Genomic DNA, 17244 nt, shown 5'->3' on the forward strand with positions numbered 1-17244 from the left:
ACCGGCCTTGGGTTTTCTGAAGAACCTCGAGCGGAGTTTTCCCTCATGCCGAAAATCAAGAGCAACAGTGGCGCTGCGAAGCGCTTCAAGAAGACGGCCAACGGCTTCAAGCACAAGCAGTCGTTCCGTAGCCACATCCTGACTAAGAAGACCACCAAGCGTAAGCGTCAGCTGCGTGGGATGAAGCAGATCCACGCATCCGATGTGCCGCTGATTCAGCGCATGCTGCCGAATCTGTAAGCGACGCTGGTAGACCACTTTTTAACGTCAGGAGAAAGCTATGACACGTGTCAAGCGTGGCGTCGTTGCACGTCGCCGTCACAAGAAGATCATGAAGCAGGCCAAAGGCTACTACGGTGCGCGTTCGCGCGTCTTCCGCGTAGCCAAGCAGGCCGTTATCAAAGCCGGCCAGTACGCCTATCGTGACCGTCGCGTCCGTAAGCGTCAGTTCCGTGCGCTGTGGATCGCGCGTATCAACGCTGCTGCCCGCACCAACGGCCTGTCCTACAGCCGCTTCATCGCTGGTCTCAAGCAGGCCGGTATCGAGATCGACCGCAAGGTACTTGCCGATCTCGCCGTTCACGAAAAGGCCGCCTTTGCCGCTATCGTCGAGAAGGCCAAGGCTGCTCACTGAGTGAACTGATCATTTCGACGTGCCGGTGCAAGATAGATGCCTCATCGCTCGCATCGCACGCGTAAAGGTCGCAGGGGAAGAGCAGCCGCTCTTCCCCTGTTTTTTTATATGACCCTGTTGCGGTGTGGCTCATCGACATCGCAGCAGCGCATTCGGAGCTCAACGGATGGACCACCTTCCCAACCTGGTTGCCGAGGCGCGCGACGCCATCGATGCCGCCCAGGACATCCCCGCGCTCGACGAAGTGCGGGTGCGATACCTCGGCAAGAAGGGTGAAATCACGGCCTTGCTGAAGGGCCTCGGCAAGCTGTCGCCCGAGGAGCGTCCGGCCGCTGGCGAGCGCATCAACCAGGCCAAGCAGGAACTCGGCTCCGAACTGGACCGCCGCCGCCAGTTGCTTGAGAAGGCCGCTCTCGATGCCCGTCTGGCGGCCGAGCGCCTCGATGTGACCCTGCCAGGGCGCGGGCAGGAAAGCGGCGGCCTGCACCCGGTGACGCGCACCCTCGAGCGTATCGAGGGCCTCTTCACGCGCATCGGTTTCGATGTGGCGGTTGGCCCTGAGATCGAGGACGACTACCACAACTTCGAGGCCCTCAATATCCCTGCCCACCATCCGGCCAGGGGCATGGCGGATACCTTCTATTTCGACGCCACGCGGCTGCTTCGCACCCATACCTCGCCGGTGCAGGTGCGGACCATGAAGAGCGAAGAGCCGCCGATTCGCATCGTTTGCCCGGGCCGGGTCTACCGCAGCGACTCCGACCTGACCCACACGCCGATGTTCCATCAGGTCGAGGGGCTGTTGGTCGATGAGGATGTGAGCTTTGCGGACCTCAAGGGCACCATCGAAGACTTCCTGCATGCCTTCTTCGAGCGCGACGATCTGTCGGTGCGCTTCCGGCCGTCCTACTTCCCCTTCACCGAGCCCTCCGCCGAGGTCGATATCGAGTGCGTGATGTGTAGCGGCGACGGCTGCCGGGTCTGCTCCCATAGTGGCTGGCTCGAGGTGATGGGCTGCGGCATGGTGCACCCCGAGGTGTTCCATCATGCGGGCATCGATACCGAGCGCTACAAGGGCTTTGCCTTCGGCATGGGGGCCGAGCGACTGGCCATGCTGCGTTACGGCGTTAATGACCTGCGCCTGTTCTTCGAGAACGACCTGCGCTTCCTTCGCCAGTTCGCTTGAATCCCTGACTGCAGAACACAGGATATGTCATGAAATTTTCCGAACAGTGGCTGCGTGAATGGGTGTCGCCTCAGTTGGCGACCCAGGCACTGGCCGACCAGATCACCATGGCAGGCCTGGAAGTCGATGCCGTTGAGCCGGTCGCGGCAGCCTTTCAGGGCGTGGTGGTGGCCGAGGTCGTCGACAAGGCGCAGCACCCCGATGCCGACAAGCTGAATGTTTGTCAGGTGGCCGACGGTAGCGGTGAGACGGTGCAGGTGGTGTGTGGTGCGCCTAATGTGGCGGTGGGGCAGAAGGTAGCCTTCGCCCAGGTAGGCGCCGTACTGCCCGGCGATTTCAAGATCAAGAAAGCCAAGCTGCGTGGGGTCGAGTCCCGCGGCATGATCTGCTCGGCATCCGAGCTGGGGCTCGAGGAAGAGACCTCGCCCGGTATCATGGAGCTTCCCCTCGATGCGCCGGCTGGTGAAGACTTCCGGGCCTGGATGGGGCTCGACGACAGCACCATCGAGGTCGATCTGACGCCCAACCGTGGTGACTGTCTGAGCCTCAAGGGCATGGCCCGTGAGGTCGGCGTGCTTAACCGCCTGGCCGTCGAAGGCCCGGCGATGGCGCCGGTGACGCCGACCCATGACGAGGCCTTCCCGGTGGAGGTGCGTGATGGCGAACGCTGCCCGCGCTATATCGGTCGCCTGATCAAGGGTGTCGACGTCACCGCCGACACGCCGCTGTGGATGGTCGAACGCCTGCGTCGCAGCGGCGTGCGCTCCATCGACCCGGTCGTCGATATCACCAACTATGTGATGCTCGAGCTCGGTCAGCCGCTGCATGCCTTCGATCGCGCCAATCTGCATGGGCGGGTCGAGGTGCGTCTGGCGCGCGCCGGTGAACAACTGACGCTGCTAGACGGTCAGGAGATCGCGCTGCGTGACGATACGCTGGTGATCGCCGACACCCGTGGTGCCTTGGCGATTGCCGGTGTCATGGGCGGCGAGCATTCCGGCGTCAATGCCGATACGCGGGATATCTTCCTGGAATCGGCCTTCTTCACCCAGCTCGCCGTGGCCGGTCAGGCCCGCAGCTATGGCCTGCACACCGATGCCTCGCACCGCTTCGAGCGTGGCGTGGACCCGAAGCTGACGCATGACGCCGTCGAGCGGGCTACCGCCTTGCTGCTCGAGATCACCGGCGGCGAGCCCGGCCCGCTCATCGAGGCGACCAGTGCCGAGCATCTCCCTGCGCCGCGCCAGATCGTCCTGCGCCGTGCCCGTCTCGAGCAGGCCCTGGGGCTTTCACTGCCGGTCGAGGACGTCACCGATATCCTGGAACGGCTGGGCATGCCGGTCGAGGCAGATGATGTCAGCTGGCGTGTAGCGGCCCCTAGCTGGCGGTTCGATGTCGCCATCGAGGAAGACCTGATCGAGGAAGTGGCGCGCATTCACGGCTATAACCGCTTGCCGGTGCGTCGTCCTCAGGCTCGCCTGGGTCTGCGTCCGGACGGGGAGACCCAGCAGCCGCTGTCGCGCCTGCGCCGCCAGATGGTTGCCCGTGGCTACCAGGAAGCCATCAGCTATAGCTTCGTGGCCCCCGAGCTGCAGAAAACGCTGCTGCCGCAGGCTGTGGCGCCGACCCTGGCTAACCCGATCTCCAGTGACATGTCGGTCATGCGTGCCAGCCTGTTTCCGGGGCTGATCAAGGCCCTCGAGCACAACCTCAACCGGCAGCAGAGTCGAGTCCGTCTGTTTGAAACCGGCCTGGTGTTCCGCGGTGAACTCGATGCGCTGTCTCAGATTCCGATGATGGGGGCCCTGGTATGCGGCAACCGTGATCCGGAAGGCTGGGCGGCGCGCGGCGACAAGGTCGACTTCTTTGATCTCAAGGGCGATCTGGAAAGCCTGCTGGCCATGGGCGGTGAGCCCGACGCCTGGCGCTTCGAGCCCGGCGAGCATTCGGCGCTGCATCCCGGCCAGGCAGCTAGGGTACTGTATCGCGGCGAAGAAGCCGGCTGGATTGGCACTCTGCACCCTGCCGTGCGTGCCGAGCTGGGGCTGAAGGTCGAAGCCGTGCTTTTCGAAGTGCGTCTGGATGCGCTGACTCAGGGTCAGCTGCCGGCATTCACGCCGCTATCGCGCTATCCGGAGGTGCGTCGCGATCTGGCCATCTTGGTCGAGGAGGCGCTGCCGGTGCAGTCCCTGCTCGACTGTCTGCGCGAGCAGGCCGGCGAATGGCTGACCGAAATCAATCTCTTTGACGTTTATCAGGGCAAAGGGGTAGAGGATGGTCACAAGAGTGTGGCTCTGGGCTTGACCTGGCAGCATCCATCGCGCACGCTGAATGACGAGGAAATCAATCAGTTAGTCGATGCAATCGTCACTGAATCCGGACAGCGCTTCGGCGCTCGGCTGAGAAGCTGATCCATTGGCTGCCAAGCCTTGAGCCGGAAGACGGCGATGCTGCCATCCTGCACGAGGGAATGACCATGGGTGCGTTGACCAAGGCGGAACTGGCCGAACACTTGCATACCGAATTGGGTTTGTCCAAGCGTGAAGCCAAGTCAATGGTGGAGGCCTTCTTCGAGGAAATCCGCAGCTGTCTGCGCGAGAATGAACAGGTGAAGCTGTCCGGTTTTGGCAACTTCGATCTGCGTGACAAGCGCGAACGGCCCGGGCGGAATCCCAAGACGGGAGAAGAGATTCCGATTTCTGCTCGCCGGGTCGTGACGTTTCGGCCCGGCCAGAAGCTCAAGGCTCAGGTCGAAGACTTCGAAGGTCCGCTGACGTATTGAATGTGACCTACCAAGTGCTAGGCAGCCAGTTGGCAGACAAAAGGCGCCACCCATGGGGTGGCGCCTTTTTTGTATCTAGACCTGGAAAGCGCTATCGACCTCTTAGACGGCCCCGTTTTCCATGACGTAGGTGATGATGACCTTGATCACGTAGCCCAACATCCCCGCGCCGAGCACGATGAACAGCATGATGGTGCCGAATTTACCGGCCTTCGACTTGCGCGCTAGGTCCCAGATGATGAAGCACATGAACAGCATCAGGCCGCCGATCATGATGGGCGTGATCCATGCCTCGAAGGTCTCTTGCATCGCGTTTCTCGCTCGCCCAAAAGCGCGAGTATAATCCCCCCGTCCTTATCTCGACAGCGTTGCACGGCAGCGGGGATTCGGCTCGGGTAAGGACTATGGTAATATCCGAGTAAATTTCTCAAGCAAAGCAGATCCATGTCCATGCTGAAGATTTTCGTTGGCACCATGTATGGCGGCGCCCTCGACGTTGCTGAACAAGTGAAACCGCTGTTTGAGCAGGCAGGTTACGACGTCGCGATCTATGACCAGCCGGCTCTCGAGGATTTAACCGGTTCACCGACCGACCTGGCGCTGTTCTGCGTGTCGACAACGGGTTCTGGAGATTATCCGGGCAATTTCGTGGCCTTTTCTCGGTCGCTTCAGGAGCGTGGGGCCGATCTGTCGACGCTGCGCTATGGACTGATCGCGCTGGGTGACAGCTCTTATGTCGACAGCTTCTGCGGGGCAGGGCGGTCCTTGGATGAACTGCTCGCCGAATATGGCGCTCAGCGCCTCGGTGAGCGTCTCGAAATCGATGCCATGGAAACCTTCATGGCTGATGATGCTGCCATCCCCTGGGTCGAAGAATGGATCGAGTCCCAGCAGTTGGCGGTGTCCTGAATGAACGCCTCCGCTACGCCAGAACGCTTCAGCGTGATGACCGGCCTGATACTGGTGATGCTAGCCAGCCTGCCGCGCTATGCGCTTGAAGGGCATGAAACCCGCCTGACGCTGCTGCTGATGGCCGCTGGCGTCGTCGCGGTCGCGGCTAGCTTTCACTGGCGCATGCTCGAGGGCAGTGCAAAGCGACAGCTTCCTGGGCTTCTCAAGCGATTGTTGGCTTGCCTGCTGGGCGGCGGGCTGGCCATCGCTGTCTGGCAGCTCATCAGTCTGGGCGGCGTCGATGCAATCTTGCTGCTGTCACATGGTGCGGCACTCGGGCTGCTGATCCATGTGGTGTCCCTGCTATGGCGACGTCCCGCGACGGATTGATAGCGTTTGGCCGATGTCAGCTTGGCTGTGCAAATGAAAGGGGGCTCGATAGTCGAGCCCCCTTTTTCCTGGGTGAGATCTCAATGACTGATGTGATCTCTTTATGTCGTGTGGGCAACAAGGCTCACCCGAGCGTGTAGCAGGGCTCGTAATGGCTGCCAGGCAGCTTCATGCGGCCTTGCTCCACGAAGGAGGTCAGCAGCTCATCCAGGCGTGACATCAGATCCGGTTCGGCGTGAAGGCGGAAGGGGCCATGGGCTTCGATCGCGCGAATGCCTGGCTCCTTGACGTTACCGGCGACGATGCCCGAGAAGGCACGGCGCAGGTTGGCCGCAAGCTCGTGAGTCGGCTGGTTACGGTGCAGCTCCAGGCCGGCCATAGCGGCGTGGTCGGCGGCGAAGGGTTCCTGGAAGTTGCGATCGATATTCAGGCGCCAGTTGTAGTAGAAGGCATCCTGATGGGTGCGGCGGAATTCGGCCACTTCATCGATGCCCAGCCGCATGGCCTTGGCGACGCTGGTCGGGTCGTCGATGATGATGCGATAGCGTTCACGCGCCGCATCGCCAAGGGTGTAGGCCAGGAACTCGTCGATGCGCTTGAAGTAGTCAGCGCTGCTGGCGGGGCCGGTAAAGATGACCGGGAAGGGGATGTCCTTATTGTCCGGGTGCAGCAGTATCCCCAGCAGGTAAAGGATCTCCTCGGCGGTACCGACCCCGCCTGGGAATACCACGATACCGTGACCGACGCGCACGAAGGCCTCTAGGCGCTTCTCGATGTCCGGCATGATGACCAGCTCATTGACGATCGGGTTGGGCGATTCGGCGGCGATGATGCCCGGCTCGGAAATCCCCAAATAGCGACCGTGCGAGCGGCGCTGTTTGACGTGGGCCACGTTGGCGCCCTTCATCGGCCCCTTCATGGCGCCCGGTCCACAACCGGTGCAGATGTCCAGCTCACGCAGGCCCAGGTGATAGCCGACTCGCTTGGTGTAATCGTACTCCTCGCGGGAAATCGAGTGACCGCCCCAGCACACCACGAGGCTCGGATCCAGCGAAGGCTGCAGGGCGCCGGCCTTGCGCAGGATATGGAAGACCGCATTGGTGGTGCCTTCACCGGTGCTCAAATCGAAGCGCGGATGCGTCTGTATTTCGTTGTAGACGTAGACGACATCGCGTACCACCGACGACAGCAGTTCGCGAATACCGCGAATCATCTTGCCGTCGACGAAGGCTTCGATGGGGGCATTGCTGATCTTGAGGCGCAGGCCACGATCTTCCTGGAGCACCTCGATATCGAAGTCACGATAGGCTTCCATGACCGCCAGTCCATCGTCGGTCATGTTATCGCTATTGAGAATGGCCAGCGCGCAGCGGCGCAGTAAGTCGTGAAGGCCTGATGACGAAGTGTCGCGCAGGCGGTTCACCTCGTGCTGGGACAGCACCTCGAGGCTGCCTTCAGGAGACAGCGTAGTGGAAATGGTCTGGGGCATGGGCGGTTTCCTTGTTATGCCGCGTCGGCCTGGGCACAGGCCTGTGCCAGCAGGCGACGAATCTCGTCCTGATCGTTGGCGCTCATGGCATCCTGGCCAAAGGTACTTTCCAGCCACTCGTGGAAAATGGCATCGAAGTCCTCGGCCAGCACCTCCTCGGGATCATATTCCACCATTTCCATGACCAGGGGAATCTGTGGAATCAGGTAGCCCAGCGGAAAGAGCTGTTCGTCGGTTGCCTGGCGCTCCATGTCGAGGAGAGCGTGATGAATGGCGTCGGCACGCCGGGCGAGAGGGTCGGACATGAGGCTGAATTCTCCGTTGGCTTTGCCTTGCGATGCTAACACGTCACCCGGACTCCCGCAGCGCTGCGCGCGCTAGGCTTATCTGGTAACATTGGGCCGTAAAACCTTCTTCTGATTCGTGATCGAGTGCGTCGCTGCTTCATGTTCAATGCCCAGTATTTCCGCACCTTCATTACGCTCGTCGAGTCTGGCAGCTTCACGCAGACCGCCCACCGGCTGGACATGACCCAGCCCGGCGTCAGCCAGCATATTCGCAAGCTGGAGCAGTACCTGCAGAAGTCATTGCTGATTCGCCAAGGGCGTCGCTTTACGCTGACCGAAAGCGGAAGACGGGCCTATGATTACGCGATCAAGCTGTTCGCCGAGCATGAGCATTTTCGCCACTCCCTGGACAATGAGTCCCTGGATAGCGGCGACTGCCGCATTGCGTCGCGCGCCAGTGTGGGCATGATGCTTTACCCCTTCATTCTCGGTTATCAGCAGATGCACGCAGGGCTGACGGTGAGCTACAGCTTTGGCTTCAATAGTGCGATCACCGAGGACGTGAAGGCGGGGCGCTACGATGTAGGCATCGTCACGGAAGTCAGCCGGCATGCCGAGCTGCATTATGCGCCCTGGCACCAGGAGCCTTTGTGCCTGGTGGTGCCGGCAGACTTCGCCGGCACCAGCCTGACCGACCTGGCGGCGTTAGGGTTCATGAACTATGCCGATGGCGTTCACCACGCCACCCAGCTACTGCGTGCCAACTTCCCCGGTGAATTCCGTTCGATGAGCCGCTTTCCGCGCCAGGGCTATACCAATGACGTCTCGATGGTCATGGATGCGGTGGCGCGAGGCCTGGGGTTCAGCGTGGTGTCGCGCCCAGTGCTCGAGACTTCGCCGTGGCAGCGCCAGGTCAAGGAGCTGCCCATGCCGCAGCCGGTCTATGAGTCTTTCCACCTGCTGACGCCTGCCGGCGTCGAGACACCGCGCCGCTATACGCGACTGCTCGATGAGTTCCTCGAACAGCGCCGCCACGCGCTGTATGGTTTTCCGGAGGAGCCCCATTTTGATAGCCATAGCTGATGCGTGGTGCCGGTTCATAAGAAAGATGCCGGCGACCTGGTGTTTAGCATCCCGTTTGATCAGCTAACCTTTCCCCAGTATCCCGTTAAGCGCCGATGTGAGAAATCCGCACGTTTATTCTGATGGCCGGAGGTCTCGTTATACAGTCCACGATGATCCGCTTCGGGTCTGACTGATGTCCTTGGCAATCGGGTATTCGCGCGATGGCTATCTGTTTCTGCATGCCTTGCGGAGTCAAGAGAGGCGGGTGGTGAAAAGCTGGGAGAGGACCGGCGCTGGTCCTTCTGCCTCTACTTCGTGGTCCAACGTGCTGTGGTCATTCTATGAGTCTAGGCTTTCAGGCTCTTTCTATGTCCTAGGTATTTAGTCCCGGGATAGTCATGCTGATCCGCGGCGCCATTACCTGAAGGGTGACTTTTTTACACTCTACTTTAATGACTTTTTTAGTTTGTTCACACCTTATGCGAATAATTCGCGGTGTATCAGAGAGAGCCAGCATTACTAAGGACAATTATCTCAAGAAGATGGGGGTCGTGTATTGCTTACGGTGCAGGCGTGAAGGGCGTAAAGACGGTTGTCTTCCTATGGTCTATTGTTAATAAAGTACATGGCGACCAGTGCCGGACAATGCACTGGTCGCGGCCCCGGTAGGAAATGGCCGCTCAAGCATTGAAGCAGTAGATGCCTGACTGGGAGAGGGGTGCTGGTGCCCCCGAGGCAAGCCGTAATGGTGCGCCTTGAGCATGCGCTTAAACATTGCCCCGCTACTCACTGCTGGGAGACATGACATGTCAATAGGAACAATTTTACTGATAATTGTGGTTCTACTTCTGATCGGCGTGATACCGGCCTGGCCCCACAGCAGGGGATGGGGATACGCCCCAAGCGGGGGGCTAGGGGTAGTGTTGGTAATTCTGCTCATCCTGTTTTTTTTGGGCAAGATATAGCCTTGTAAAACATTGGATAATGGGGGCAGCTCCTAACCTTACAACCGTAACTGACTCTGTTGGTCAGCGGTTATCACATTCCGAGGAGAGTTTAGCAGGATGGCCTAGCAGTACCGGCTCTTGTTGAGCATCATCAATGGCTTTTAAGTCGGTGCCCAAGTTGGCAGCCCCCATGCTTTGTCGTATAGTACTGAGCGCATTAGGATGACACGTTATTTTCATCCCGAAGCATTGCTCGCCACCGACACCGAGTTGTACTTCATGACGGCGGCGATGATTGAGGCCATCAATGGCAGCTCCACGGCTCCTTGCTGGCATTGTCCTTGATGTTTTGGTCGATGAACCTGTAGTAGTCTTCCTTGAAACGTGTCCACCAGCCGTCGCTGATGTCGATGGCATGCTGGGCGAGTATCTCCTCGATATGTTCGATGCACAGCCGCGACGCATCATAGGCGATGCTGAGCCTGCGTCTGTCGGCGTCGTATGTGACTCTTTCGAGCCCGAACAGCTCATCGATCTTTCCGATGGCAAAACGTAAAGCATCATCATCGCAGGGCGCGAGCTTCAACTTGCGCGTCACGAGATGGACCTCGGAGACGCCGAGACGGCGTTCTTTCTTTGACATTCTGGACACTCATCTGTTTGTTGATTACATGCTCGAGAACGAAGGCCTGATCAGGCGGGACCGTGTCCTGATGCCGCAGTTTGGCTATTCAGCCACATCGATCAGCATCAGGCTCCAAGGTACGACGTGACTCGTAGCGCCCATCGGCCTTCTGCTCTGGCAACACCTCGGCAATTGTTTCGTCGATCCCCAATTGCTTCGTCACTGCCTGGGCCCTGGTCTGGCTGTCACCGGTGAGCATGACGATGCGAATACCCTCGTCGTGCAGGTCGCGGATTGCCTCAGCAGAGGTCTCCTTGGTCGGGTCGGCGACGGCCACCAGCTCCGAGGGCGTGCCATCTACCATCACGGATGTTGCTTCATAACATCGTCGCCATCATTTCCCTGCAGGGGCGTCGATCTCCTACTAGTGCGTTCCGCACAGGGCTTCAAGGATAAAGCTTCCCTGCGGACGGAGGCTGTTCACCGACCAAGCATCTACAGACAATTTTAAAACTCTTGTGTTGCCCAATGGTCAAGCTGAGGGAGGCACAGGGAGGGGGCGGGCATAACCCAACCTTGGTGGTCATCATGCAATCCATGTCGAACGCCTTCAGGCTGGTCGGCACAGCTGAACCAAGGCAGAATGGGGCGGATCCTATTAGTGGCGTCACGGACACGCCAGCGAGGCGTGCTCTGGATAAGAGTCACTATCTCCATGATAGATGCCCCCAGCGGGTGCTTGGTGAGACGCAGGCCAGCTACCCCAGGTGCAGCAATCGCTTGAGAGCCGATCGGTAGCGCGCCGGAGCCGCCTTCCAGGAGAGAGGAAGTAGGGTGATGGTGCCGAGCGCGAACACCGTCAGGCCCGCGCGGCGCAGATCGTCGGAGGCGAGCTCATCGCCGAAATGCGCCAGCAGGAAGCTTGCCGGCATGACGCCGAGCAGCGTCGCGATGGCGAAGCGCCAGGCCTTGAGGGTCGAGAGCCCGGCCGCGTAGCTGACGACGTCGAAAGACAGGAACGGCATCAGCCGGGTCGCGAAAACGGCGGCCATCAGGGCGTTCTGGGAGGTGATGAAACGGTGGAGAAGGCCGCTGAAGGGGCGCATGCCCAACCAGGCTCTCAATGCGTCATACCCTAGCAGGCGGGAAATGGAGAAGGCGATGAGCGCGCCGGTCTCGGAGCCGATGGCCACGTAAAGCGTACCCCAGACATGGCCATAGGCCGCGCCGGCGGCGAGCGCGATCGGGGCGCTGGGGATCGGGCTCATGACAATGGCGATCGTCATCAGGCTAATGACCAGTGCCGGGCCGAATGGGCCAAGCCGTATCACTGCCTGCTCAAGGGTGTCGCCGGCCAGCAAAGCATCCAGCATGCCGGTTCGCCACAGCACCAGAGCGGTGGCGAGGAAAACGATAAGTACTGCCATGCCCAGCATGATGCGCCGCCATGAGGCGTGGGAAAGGCGTGCGTGGGTGCTTGTATCGATCTTCTGCGGGCTAACCATGTCTCCTTTTCCCTGTCTTCGGCACGCATCGAGGAGTCAGGATCATGAAATCCTGACCCCTCGGTATTTCATGAGGATTCGGCCCGAGCCATTATGACGCTAGGTCAGGATCAGAACCACATCCTAACGCCGGCGACGACGCCGGTATCCTTGATCGCATCCCCCGAGGCGCGAGCCAAGTCAGCCGTATCGCCATAGGACTTTGCTCAGTAACCGCCGACATAAGGGGCGAACTTTCGGGTGACTTCGTAGCGCAACCTAAGCCCTGTGCGAACCGAGGTAATGCCCTTGCCGACGCCAAAGTCCGGCACTTCTTCGGCCGCAGCGTTGACATCCAACAGCTTCATGCCTTCATCTCTTCATCCTTGGAGGTCGATGTCTCCGTTCATGCCTGACTCGTAGTGGCCGTGAATGTTAAAGGCGAATTCGAACTTATCGGTATCCTGAGGGCGGTCCACACCAGAGCGGCGGTCTAGACCGGGGCGATGGTCACGGAGGTTATTCCGTCCCCGTGGCCTCCACCATGATGCTGTCCGGACATGTTGTGCCCACCCCCGGACGCCATCGCGAGCATCATCTCGCGGTGGTTCGCCTGAGCTTCGGCGTTGCCGATCTCGAACTTCACCGTCTTTCCCGGCGCGATATCGAGTTTGCCGGGCGTGAACCACATGTCTCCAGCCTCGAAGCTGATGGGTGCTGTCCATCTGGGCGTCATTCTCATCGCCATGATCGCCGCCGGCCATGACTGCAGGAGAGGCGAGGCCCAAGGCCATTGCCAGAAGCGTCTTGCGCATGTTGATACCTCCGTAGAGTCAGTTGGACTGTTCTATGTAAGTCATCAACCTGAAACTGGGCTGAAGCCGTTGGCACTCAACTGTCCCACTGGAAACCTTGACTTAGGGGTTGCGCACAGGTTGTAAGCTCATAACGAAAGCTTATACGCCTTTTCCAACCAGAAAAGGCGACGTCTCTGCCATCAGAAAGACGAGGAGAAAGACCATGACCAAGTACAAGCAGGTAATCGCCATCGTGCTGGCCGCTGGCCTAGGCATCGCCGCCAGCGGTGGCGCTTCCGCTCATGGGATGCATCAAGGCAACCAGGGAGCTGGCAGCATGATGATGGGCGGCGGCCAGGGCAGCATGGGCCCCGGTATGATGATGGGCGGCGGCCAGGGCAGCATGGGTCCCGGCATGATGATGGGCTACGGCCCAGGCGGCATGGGGCCAGGCATGATGATGGGTAGCCAGGGTAGCATGATGCCCTGTCCCATGATGGGCGGTATGGGATCCATGGGCGGTATGGCAGGAATGCTCGACGACGAGCAGCTGAGCACCCTGCGCGAGATGCGCAAGGCGCATCGTTCTGCCCACTTCGAGCGGATGGGCGAAATGATGAACCTGCGTGATGAGATGATGCTGCTTATGCAGGCCGATCGTCCGGATCCAGAGGAGGTGAAGACACTCCATGGTCAGATGGCTGAGTTGCAAGGCGAGATGATGGCGGACGAGGTGCGCATGCGTAACCAGAAGCGGGATCTGCTGACCGACGAGCAGATCAAGCGGATGCAGCAGGGCAAGGTCGCGCAGTGATAGGCGCTCAGCCATGGACAGTGATAATCCGACCTTGAGTTCCAAACGGGGAGGTATCCTCTCCTTATAGGATCGACAGAGGCCGGAGCGAGGTCGCTCCGGTCTTAAACGGAGGAAGCCGGATGCCCGCCGGTTGTCTCCCGATAGGAGACCGGCGGGGCATCAGGCAGGTAAGTGATATGCCGGTCGGCTTCGTTGGGCTTTAGATCGCCACTGCAGGCGGTGGTCCAAAATCACAGTAATTGTCACAAGCAACCGTCTCGTACAATAGTCACAAACCAAAAGGCCCCGGCAATCATTGCCAGGGCCTTGTTCATGCAGCGTCTGATTACTTTCAGTCGCGATACTCGTCGATGCTCGGGCAGGTGCAGATCAGTTGGCGATCGCCCTGCACGTTGTCGACGCGATTGACCGACGGCCAGACCTTGGCGGCCTTGACGGACGGGGACGGGAAGGCGCCGATTTCGCGGCTGTAGGGCCGTTCCCAGTCGGCATCCATCAGGTCGGCCATGGTGTGGGGTGCGTGCACCAGCGGGTTGTCCGCTGCCGGCCATTCGCCGCTTTCGACGCGCGCAATTTCCTTGCGAATGCTGATCATGGCATCGCAGAAGCGGTCGATCTCATAGCGTGATTCCGACTCGGTGGGTTCGACCATCAGCGTGCCGGGCACCGGGAAGGACATGGTCGGTGCGTGGAAACCGTAGTCCAGCAGGCGCTTGGCGATATCTTCCTCGCTGATGCCGGACGCCGCCTTGAGCGGGCGCAGGTCGAGGATGCACTCGTGGGCCACGGTGTTATGACGACCCTTGTAGAGGATCGGATAGTCCTCGCCCAGACGAGAGGCGATGTAGTTGGCGTTGAGGATGGCAAGCTCGGTGGCTTCGCGCAGCCCGCGGGCGCCCATCATCTTGATGTAGGCCCAGGAGATCGGCAGGATCGCCGCGCTACCGAAGGCCGCCGCCGAGACGGCGCCACAGTCCTTCTCCACGCCGGGAATGGGCGTGACCACATGGTTCGACACATAGGGGGCGAGGTGCGACTTGACGCCGATCGGCCCCATGCCCGGCCCGCCGCCGCCGTGTGGGATGCAGAAGGTCTTGTGCAGGTTGAGGTGCGAGACATCGCCGCCGAAGTCGCCGGGGCGGGTGATGCCTACCTGGGCGTTCATGTTGGCACCGTCGATGTATACCTGGCCGCCGTGGTCGTGAACGACCTGGCAGGCCTCGCGCACGCCTTCCTCGAACACGCCATGGGTCGAGGGGTAGGTGAGCATGATCGCCGACAGGGCATCGCTGTGCTTTTCGGCTTTCTCGCGAAGGTCCGCCAGGTCGATGTTGCCGTCCGCGTCGCACTCAACGACCACGACCTTCATCTGCGCCATGGCAGCCGAGGCTGGGTTGGTGCCGTGGGCCGAGCTCGGGATCAGGCAGATGTTGCGTGCGCCTTGGCCCTGGGCGTCCTGGTAGCGGCGAATGGCTACCAGGCCAGCGTATTCGCCCTGGGCGCCAGAATTGGGCTGCATCGAGATGTGGTCGTAGCCGGTGATCTCCACTAGGAAGGCCGCTAGCTCGTCGATCATCTGGTGGTAGCCCACCACCTGATCGTGAGGTGCGAAGGGATGGATGTCGGCGAATTCCGGCCAGGTGATGGGAATCATCTCGCTGGTCGCATTCAGCTTCATGGTGCAGGAGCCGAGCGGAATCATCGCATGGGTCAGCGACAGGTCCTTGTTCTCGAGCCGCTTGAGATAGCGCAGCATCTCGGTTTCGCTGCGATAACGGCTGAAGGTCGGGTGTGTCAGGAAATCGCTATCCCGCTGGCAGGCGGCCGGAATGCCGCTTTTGCCCTGGGCCAGCACCTCGTCGTCGAGCGCCGGCACCGAGAGGTCATGTTCCTCGCCGAGCAGCACGTCGAAGAGCACGCCAAGATCGGCGGCGGTGGTGGTCTCGTCGAGGCTGACGCCGATGTCGCCGCCCTCGAAGTAGCGCAGGTTGATCTCGTGGGTCATCGCCCGGCCGTGGATCTTGCCGGCATCGACGCCGGTCAGGCGCAGGGTGTCGAACCAGCTGTCATGCGCCAGTTGAACACCCTTGCGGCCAAGGCCCTCGGCGAGAATGGTCGTCAGACGGTGGATGCGTCCGGCGATGGTGCGCAGGCCCTCGGCGCCATGGTAAACGGCGTAGAAGCCGGCAATGTTGGCCAGCAGCGCCTGGGCGGTACAGATGTTGGAGGTCGCCTTTTCGCGGCGGATGTGCTGCTCGCGCGTCTGCATGGCCATGCGCAGGGCCTGATGGCCACGGCTGTCCCTGGAGACGCCGATAATGCGACCGGGGATCGAGCGCTTGAGCTTGTCGGTGGTGGCGAAGAAGGCGGCGTGGGGTCCGCCGAAGCCCATCGGCACGCCGAAGCGTTGGCTTGAGCCGATGACGATGTCGGCGCCGAGGCTTCCGGGCTCCTTGAGCAGGACCAAGCTCATGATGTCGGCGGCCACACAGGTCATGATGCCGCGCTCGCTGGCGCTTTCCAGCAGCGGTGCCAGGTCACGGACTTCACCGCTCTGACCCGGGTACTGCAGCAGGGCGCCGAAGACGTCGTGAGAGGCAAGTTCCTCGGCCGGACCGGTGATCAGCTCGAAGCCGAAGTAGTGTGCGCGGGTGCGCACCACGTCCAGGGTCTGCGGCAGCACGTCGTCAGCGACGAAGAAGGCCTGGGTCTTGGCTTTCTTGTTGGCGCGCTTGCACAGCGCCATGGCCTCGGCGGCGGCGGTGGCCTCGTCCAGCAGCGAGGCATTGGCCAGCTCCATGCCGGTCAGGTCCATCACCACCTGCTGAAAATTGAGCAGGCCTTCCAGGCGGCCCTGGGCGATTTCCGGCTGGTAGGGCGTGTAGGCGGTGTACCAGCCCGGGTTTTCCAGCACGTTGCGCTGAATGACCGCCGGCAGATGGGTGTTGTGATAGCCCTGGCCGATGTAGGTCTTGAAGACCCGATTCTGACGGGCCAGGCGCTTCAGGTAATCGAGTGCCTCGGCTTCGCTGCGCGGCGGGTCCAGGTCGAGCTCACGGCCCAGGCGAATGGCGCTCGGCACAGTCTGCTCGATCAGCGTCGCGATGCTGTCGGTGCCCAGTTGATCGAGCATGCCGGCAACGTCGGCCTGGCTGGGGCCATTGTGTCGTTGGATGAAAGCATCGTGGCTGGCCAGGTCGGCCAGACGGCGAGTATCAAGTGCCATGAAACACCTATGCGGTTGATCGAGCGATATGGCCAAGCGGGCCGTGAAGCGAGCGGGCCGTTGCAAAAGAGGGCGCGGGCGAGAGGGTGCCCGCGCCAGTGGAGTGGGTCAGTCCTGGTCGGCTTCGGCGACCTTGGTGTAGGCCTCGGCATCGAGCAGCTTGCCAAGCGCGCTTTCATCGGCAAGCTTAAGCTTGGCGATCCAGCCGCCCTCGTAGGGCGCTTCGTTGACGGTCTCCGGTGCGTCTTCCAGAGAGTCGTTGACCTCCACCACTTCACCCGCGAGCGGCGCGTACAGGTCGGAGGCGGCCTTGACCGATTCGATGACCCCGAACTCCTCGCCGGCTGCAAGCTCCTGACCGACTTCCGGAAGATCAACGAAAACCACATCACCCAAGGATTCCTGAGCGTGGTCGGTGATGCCGATGGTGACGGTTCCGTCGCCGTTATCCAGGATCCATTCGTGGCTTTCGGTGTAGCGAAGGTTGGCAGGGATAGTGCTCATCGCGTTTTCCTATAAGAAAAAGGTTTACCTAGGAGAGAATCGTAACGCCCTCGGCCGCGTTTGGCGAGTCCCGCTGGCGTCGATTCTTGCCAGCAGCCGGTGCTGCTTCGGTCTCATCTT

19 protein-coding genes and 1 pseudogene are annotated in these 17244 nt (G+C 60.8%); 10 read left to right on the forward strand and 10 right to left on the reverse strand.

The window, feature by feature from the left end; translation table 11 throughout:
• Positions 1-45 precede the first annotated feature (45 nt).
• The 5 genes from rpmI to ihfA all read left to right on the forward strand — a co-directional run bounded on the left by rpmI (position 46) and on the right by ihfA (position 4602).
• Positions 46-240, forward strand: coding sequence for a 50S ribosomal protein L35 (gene rpmI / locus BCL93_RS10435; RefSeq protein WP_092524139.1), 195 nt, complete (start codon positions 46-48; stop codon positions 238-240).
• A 40-nt stretch (positions 241-280) separates the two neighbouring features.
• Positions 281-634, forward strand: coding sequence for a 50S ribosomal protein L20 (gene rplT, locus BCL93_RS10440; protein WP_112055227.1), 354 nt, complete (start codon positions 281-283; stop codon positions 632-634).
• A gap of 166 nt (positions 635-800) precedes the next feature.
• Positions 801-1820, forward strand: a complete 1020-nt coding sequence (pheS, locus tag BCL93_RS10445; protein WP_112055228.1) for a phenylalanine--tRNA ligase subunit alpha — start codon at positions 801-803, stop codon at positions 1818-1820.
• Between the two features lie 29 nt (positions 1821-1849).
• Positions 1850-4231, forward strand: coding sequence for a phenylalanine--tRNA ligase subunit beta (gene pheT / locus BCL93_RS10450; RefSeq protein WP_112055229.1), 2382 nt, complete (start codon positions 1850-1852; stop codon positions 4229-4231).
• A gap of 65 nt (positions 4232-4296) precedes the next feature.
• Positions 4297-4602 (forward strand): integration host factor subunit alpha, encoded by a 306-nt coding sequence (gene ihfA / locus BCL93_RS10455; protein WP_092524132.1) that lies wholly within the window; start codon positions 4297-4299, stop codon positions 4600-4602.
• A 102-nt stretch (positions 4603-4704) separates the two neighbouring features.
• On the opposite strand, the gene BCL93_RS10460 is transcribed toward ihfA, so the two are convergent.
• Positions 4705-4911, reverse strand: a complete 207-nt coding sequence (locus tag BCL93_RS10460) for a DUF2788 domain-containing protein (RefSeq protein WP_092524130.1) — start codon at positions 4909-4911, stop codon at positions 4705-4707.
• Between the two features lie 135 nt (positions 4912-5046).
• Here BCL93_RS10460 and BCL93_RS10465 point away from each other — a divergent pair, with 135 nt between their 5' ends.
• Both BCL93_RS10465 and BCL93_RS10470 read left to right on the forward strand, forming a co-directional pair.
• Positions 5047-5511 (forward strand): flavodoxin domain-containing protein, encoded by a 465-nt coding sequence (locus BCL93_RS10465; protein WP_112055230.1) that lies wholly within the window; start codon positions 5047-5049, stop codon positions 5509-5511.
• On the forward strand, positions 5512-5883 hold the full coding sequence (locus tag BCL93_RS10470; RefSeq protein WP_112055231.1) for a hypothetical protein: 372 nt from the start codon (positions 5512-5514) through the stop codon (positions 5881-5883).
• Between the two features lie 124 nt (positions 5884-6007).
• Here BCL93_RS10470 and ppnN read toward each other — a convergent pair whose 3' ends face one another.
• Together ppnN and BCL93_RS10480 are read right to left on the reverse strand one after the other, a co-directional pair.
• Positions 6008-7372: a nucleotide 5'-monophosphate nucleosidase PpnN gene (gene ppnN / locus BCL93_RS10475; RefSeq protein WP_092524120.1), complete on the reverse strand. Its 1365-nt coding sequence runs from the start codon at positions 7370-7372 to the stop codon at positions 6008-6010.
• A gap of 14 nt (positions 7373-7386) precedes the next feature.
• Positions 7387-7677: a hypothetical protein gene (locus BCL93_RS10480; protein WP_092524118.1), complete on the reverse strand. Its 291-nt coding sequence runs from the start codon at positions 7675-7677 to the stop codon at positions 7387-7389.
• Between the two features lie 141 nt (positions 7678-7818).
• Here BCL93_RS10480 and BCL93_RS10485 point away from each other — a divergent pair, with 141 nt between their 5' ends.
• On the forward strand, positions 7819-8742 hold the full coding sequence (locus BCL93_RS10485) for a LysR family transcriptional regulator (protein ID WP_112055232.1): 924 nt from the start codon (positions 7819-7821) through the stop codon (positions 8740-8742).
• 788 nt (positions 8743-9530) lie between these two features.
• Entirely contained in the window at positions 9531-9689 is a 159-nt protein-coding gene (locus tag BCL93_RS10490) for a DUF3309 family protein (RefSeq protein WP_112055233.1), read from the forward strand.
• 286 nt (positions 9690-9975) lie between these two features.
• Here BCL93_RS10490 and BCL93_RS10495 read toward each other — a convergent pair whose 3' ends face one another.
• The 5 genes and pseudogenes from BCL93_RS10495 to BCL93_RS17490 form a co-directional block, all read right to left on the reverse strand.
• Entirely contained in the window at positions 9976-10314 is a 339-nt protein-coding gene (locus tag BCL93_RS10495) for a cation transporter (RefSeq protein WP_112055234.1), read from the reverse strand.
• Between the two features lie 88 nt (positions 10315-10402).
• The gene (locus tag BCL93_RS10500) at positions 10403-10660 is read right to left on the reverse strand and encodes an HAD family hydrolase (RefSeq protein WP_112055235.1); all 258 of its coding nucleotides are present in this window, start codon (positions 10658-10660) and stop codon (positions 10403-10405) included.
• 394 nt (positions 10661-11054) lie between these two features.
• On the reverse strand, positions 11055-11801 hold the full coding sequence (locus BCL93_RS10505; RefSeq protein WP_220086269.1) for a TVP38/TMEM64 family protein: 747 nt from the start codon (positions 11799-11801) through the stop codon (positions 11055-11057).
• 110 nt (positions 11802-11911) lie between these two features.
• A pseudogene (locus BCL93_RS10510) lies at positions 11912-12148 on the reverse strand (copper resistance protein B).
• 125 nt (positions 12149-12273) lie between these two features.
• On the reverse strand, positions 12274-12471 hold the full coding sequence (locus BCL93_RS17490; protein WP_258396356.1) for a hypothetical protein: 198 nt from the start codon (positions 12469-12471) through the stop codon (positions 12274-12276).
• 329 nt (positions 12472-12800) lie between these two features.
• Here BCL93_RS17490 and BCL93_RS10520 point away from each other — a divergent pair, with 329 nt between their 5' ends.
• Positions 12801-13391: a periplasmic heavy metal sensor gene (locus BCL93_RS10520; protein ID WP_220086270.1), complete on the forward strand. Its 591-nt coding sequence runs from the start codon at positions 12801-12803 to the stop codon at positions 13389-13391.
• Positions 13392-13725: 334 nt separating this feature from the next.
• Here BCL93_RS10520 and gcvP read toward each other — a convergent pair whose 3' ends face one another.
• Both gcvP and gcvH read right to left on the reverse strand, forming a co-directional pair.
• The gene (gene gcvP, locus BCL93_RS10525) at positions 13726-16620 is read right to left on the reverse strand and encodes an aminomethyl-transferring glycine dehydrogenase (RefSeq protein WP_112055237.1); all 2895 of its coding nucleotides are present in this window, start codon (positions 16618-16620) and stop codon (positions 13726-13728) included.
• 108 nt (positions 16621-16728) lie between these two features.
• On the reverse strand, positions 16729-17124 hold the full coding sequence (gcvH, locus tag BCL93_RS10530) for a glycine cleavage system protein GcvH (RefSeq protein ID WP_112055238.1): 396 nt from the start codon (positions 17122-17124) through the stop codon (positions 16729-16731).
• Positions 17125-17244: the final 120 nt, after the last annotated feature.

Source organism: Onishia taeanensis (assembly GCF_003268885.1).
GTDB classification, from domain to species: Bacteria; Pseudomonadota; Gammaproteobacteria; order Pseudomonadales; family Halomonadaceae; genus Onishia; species Onishia taeanensis_A.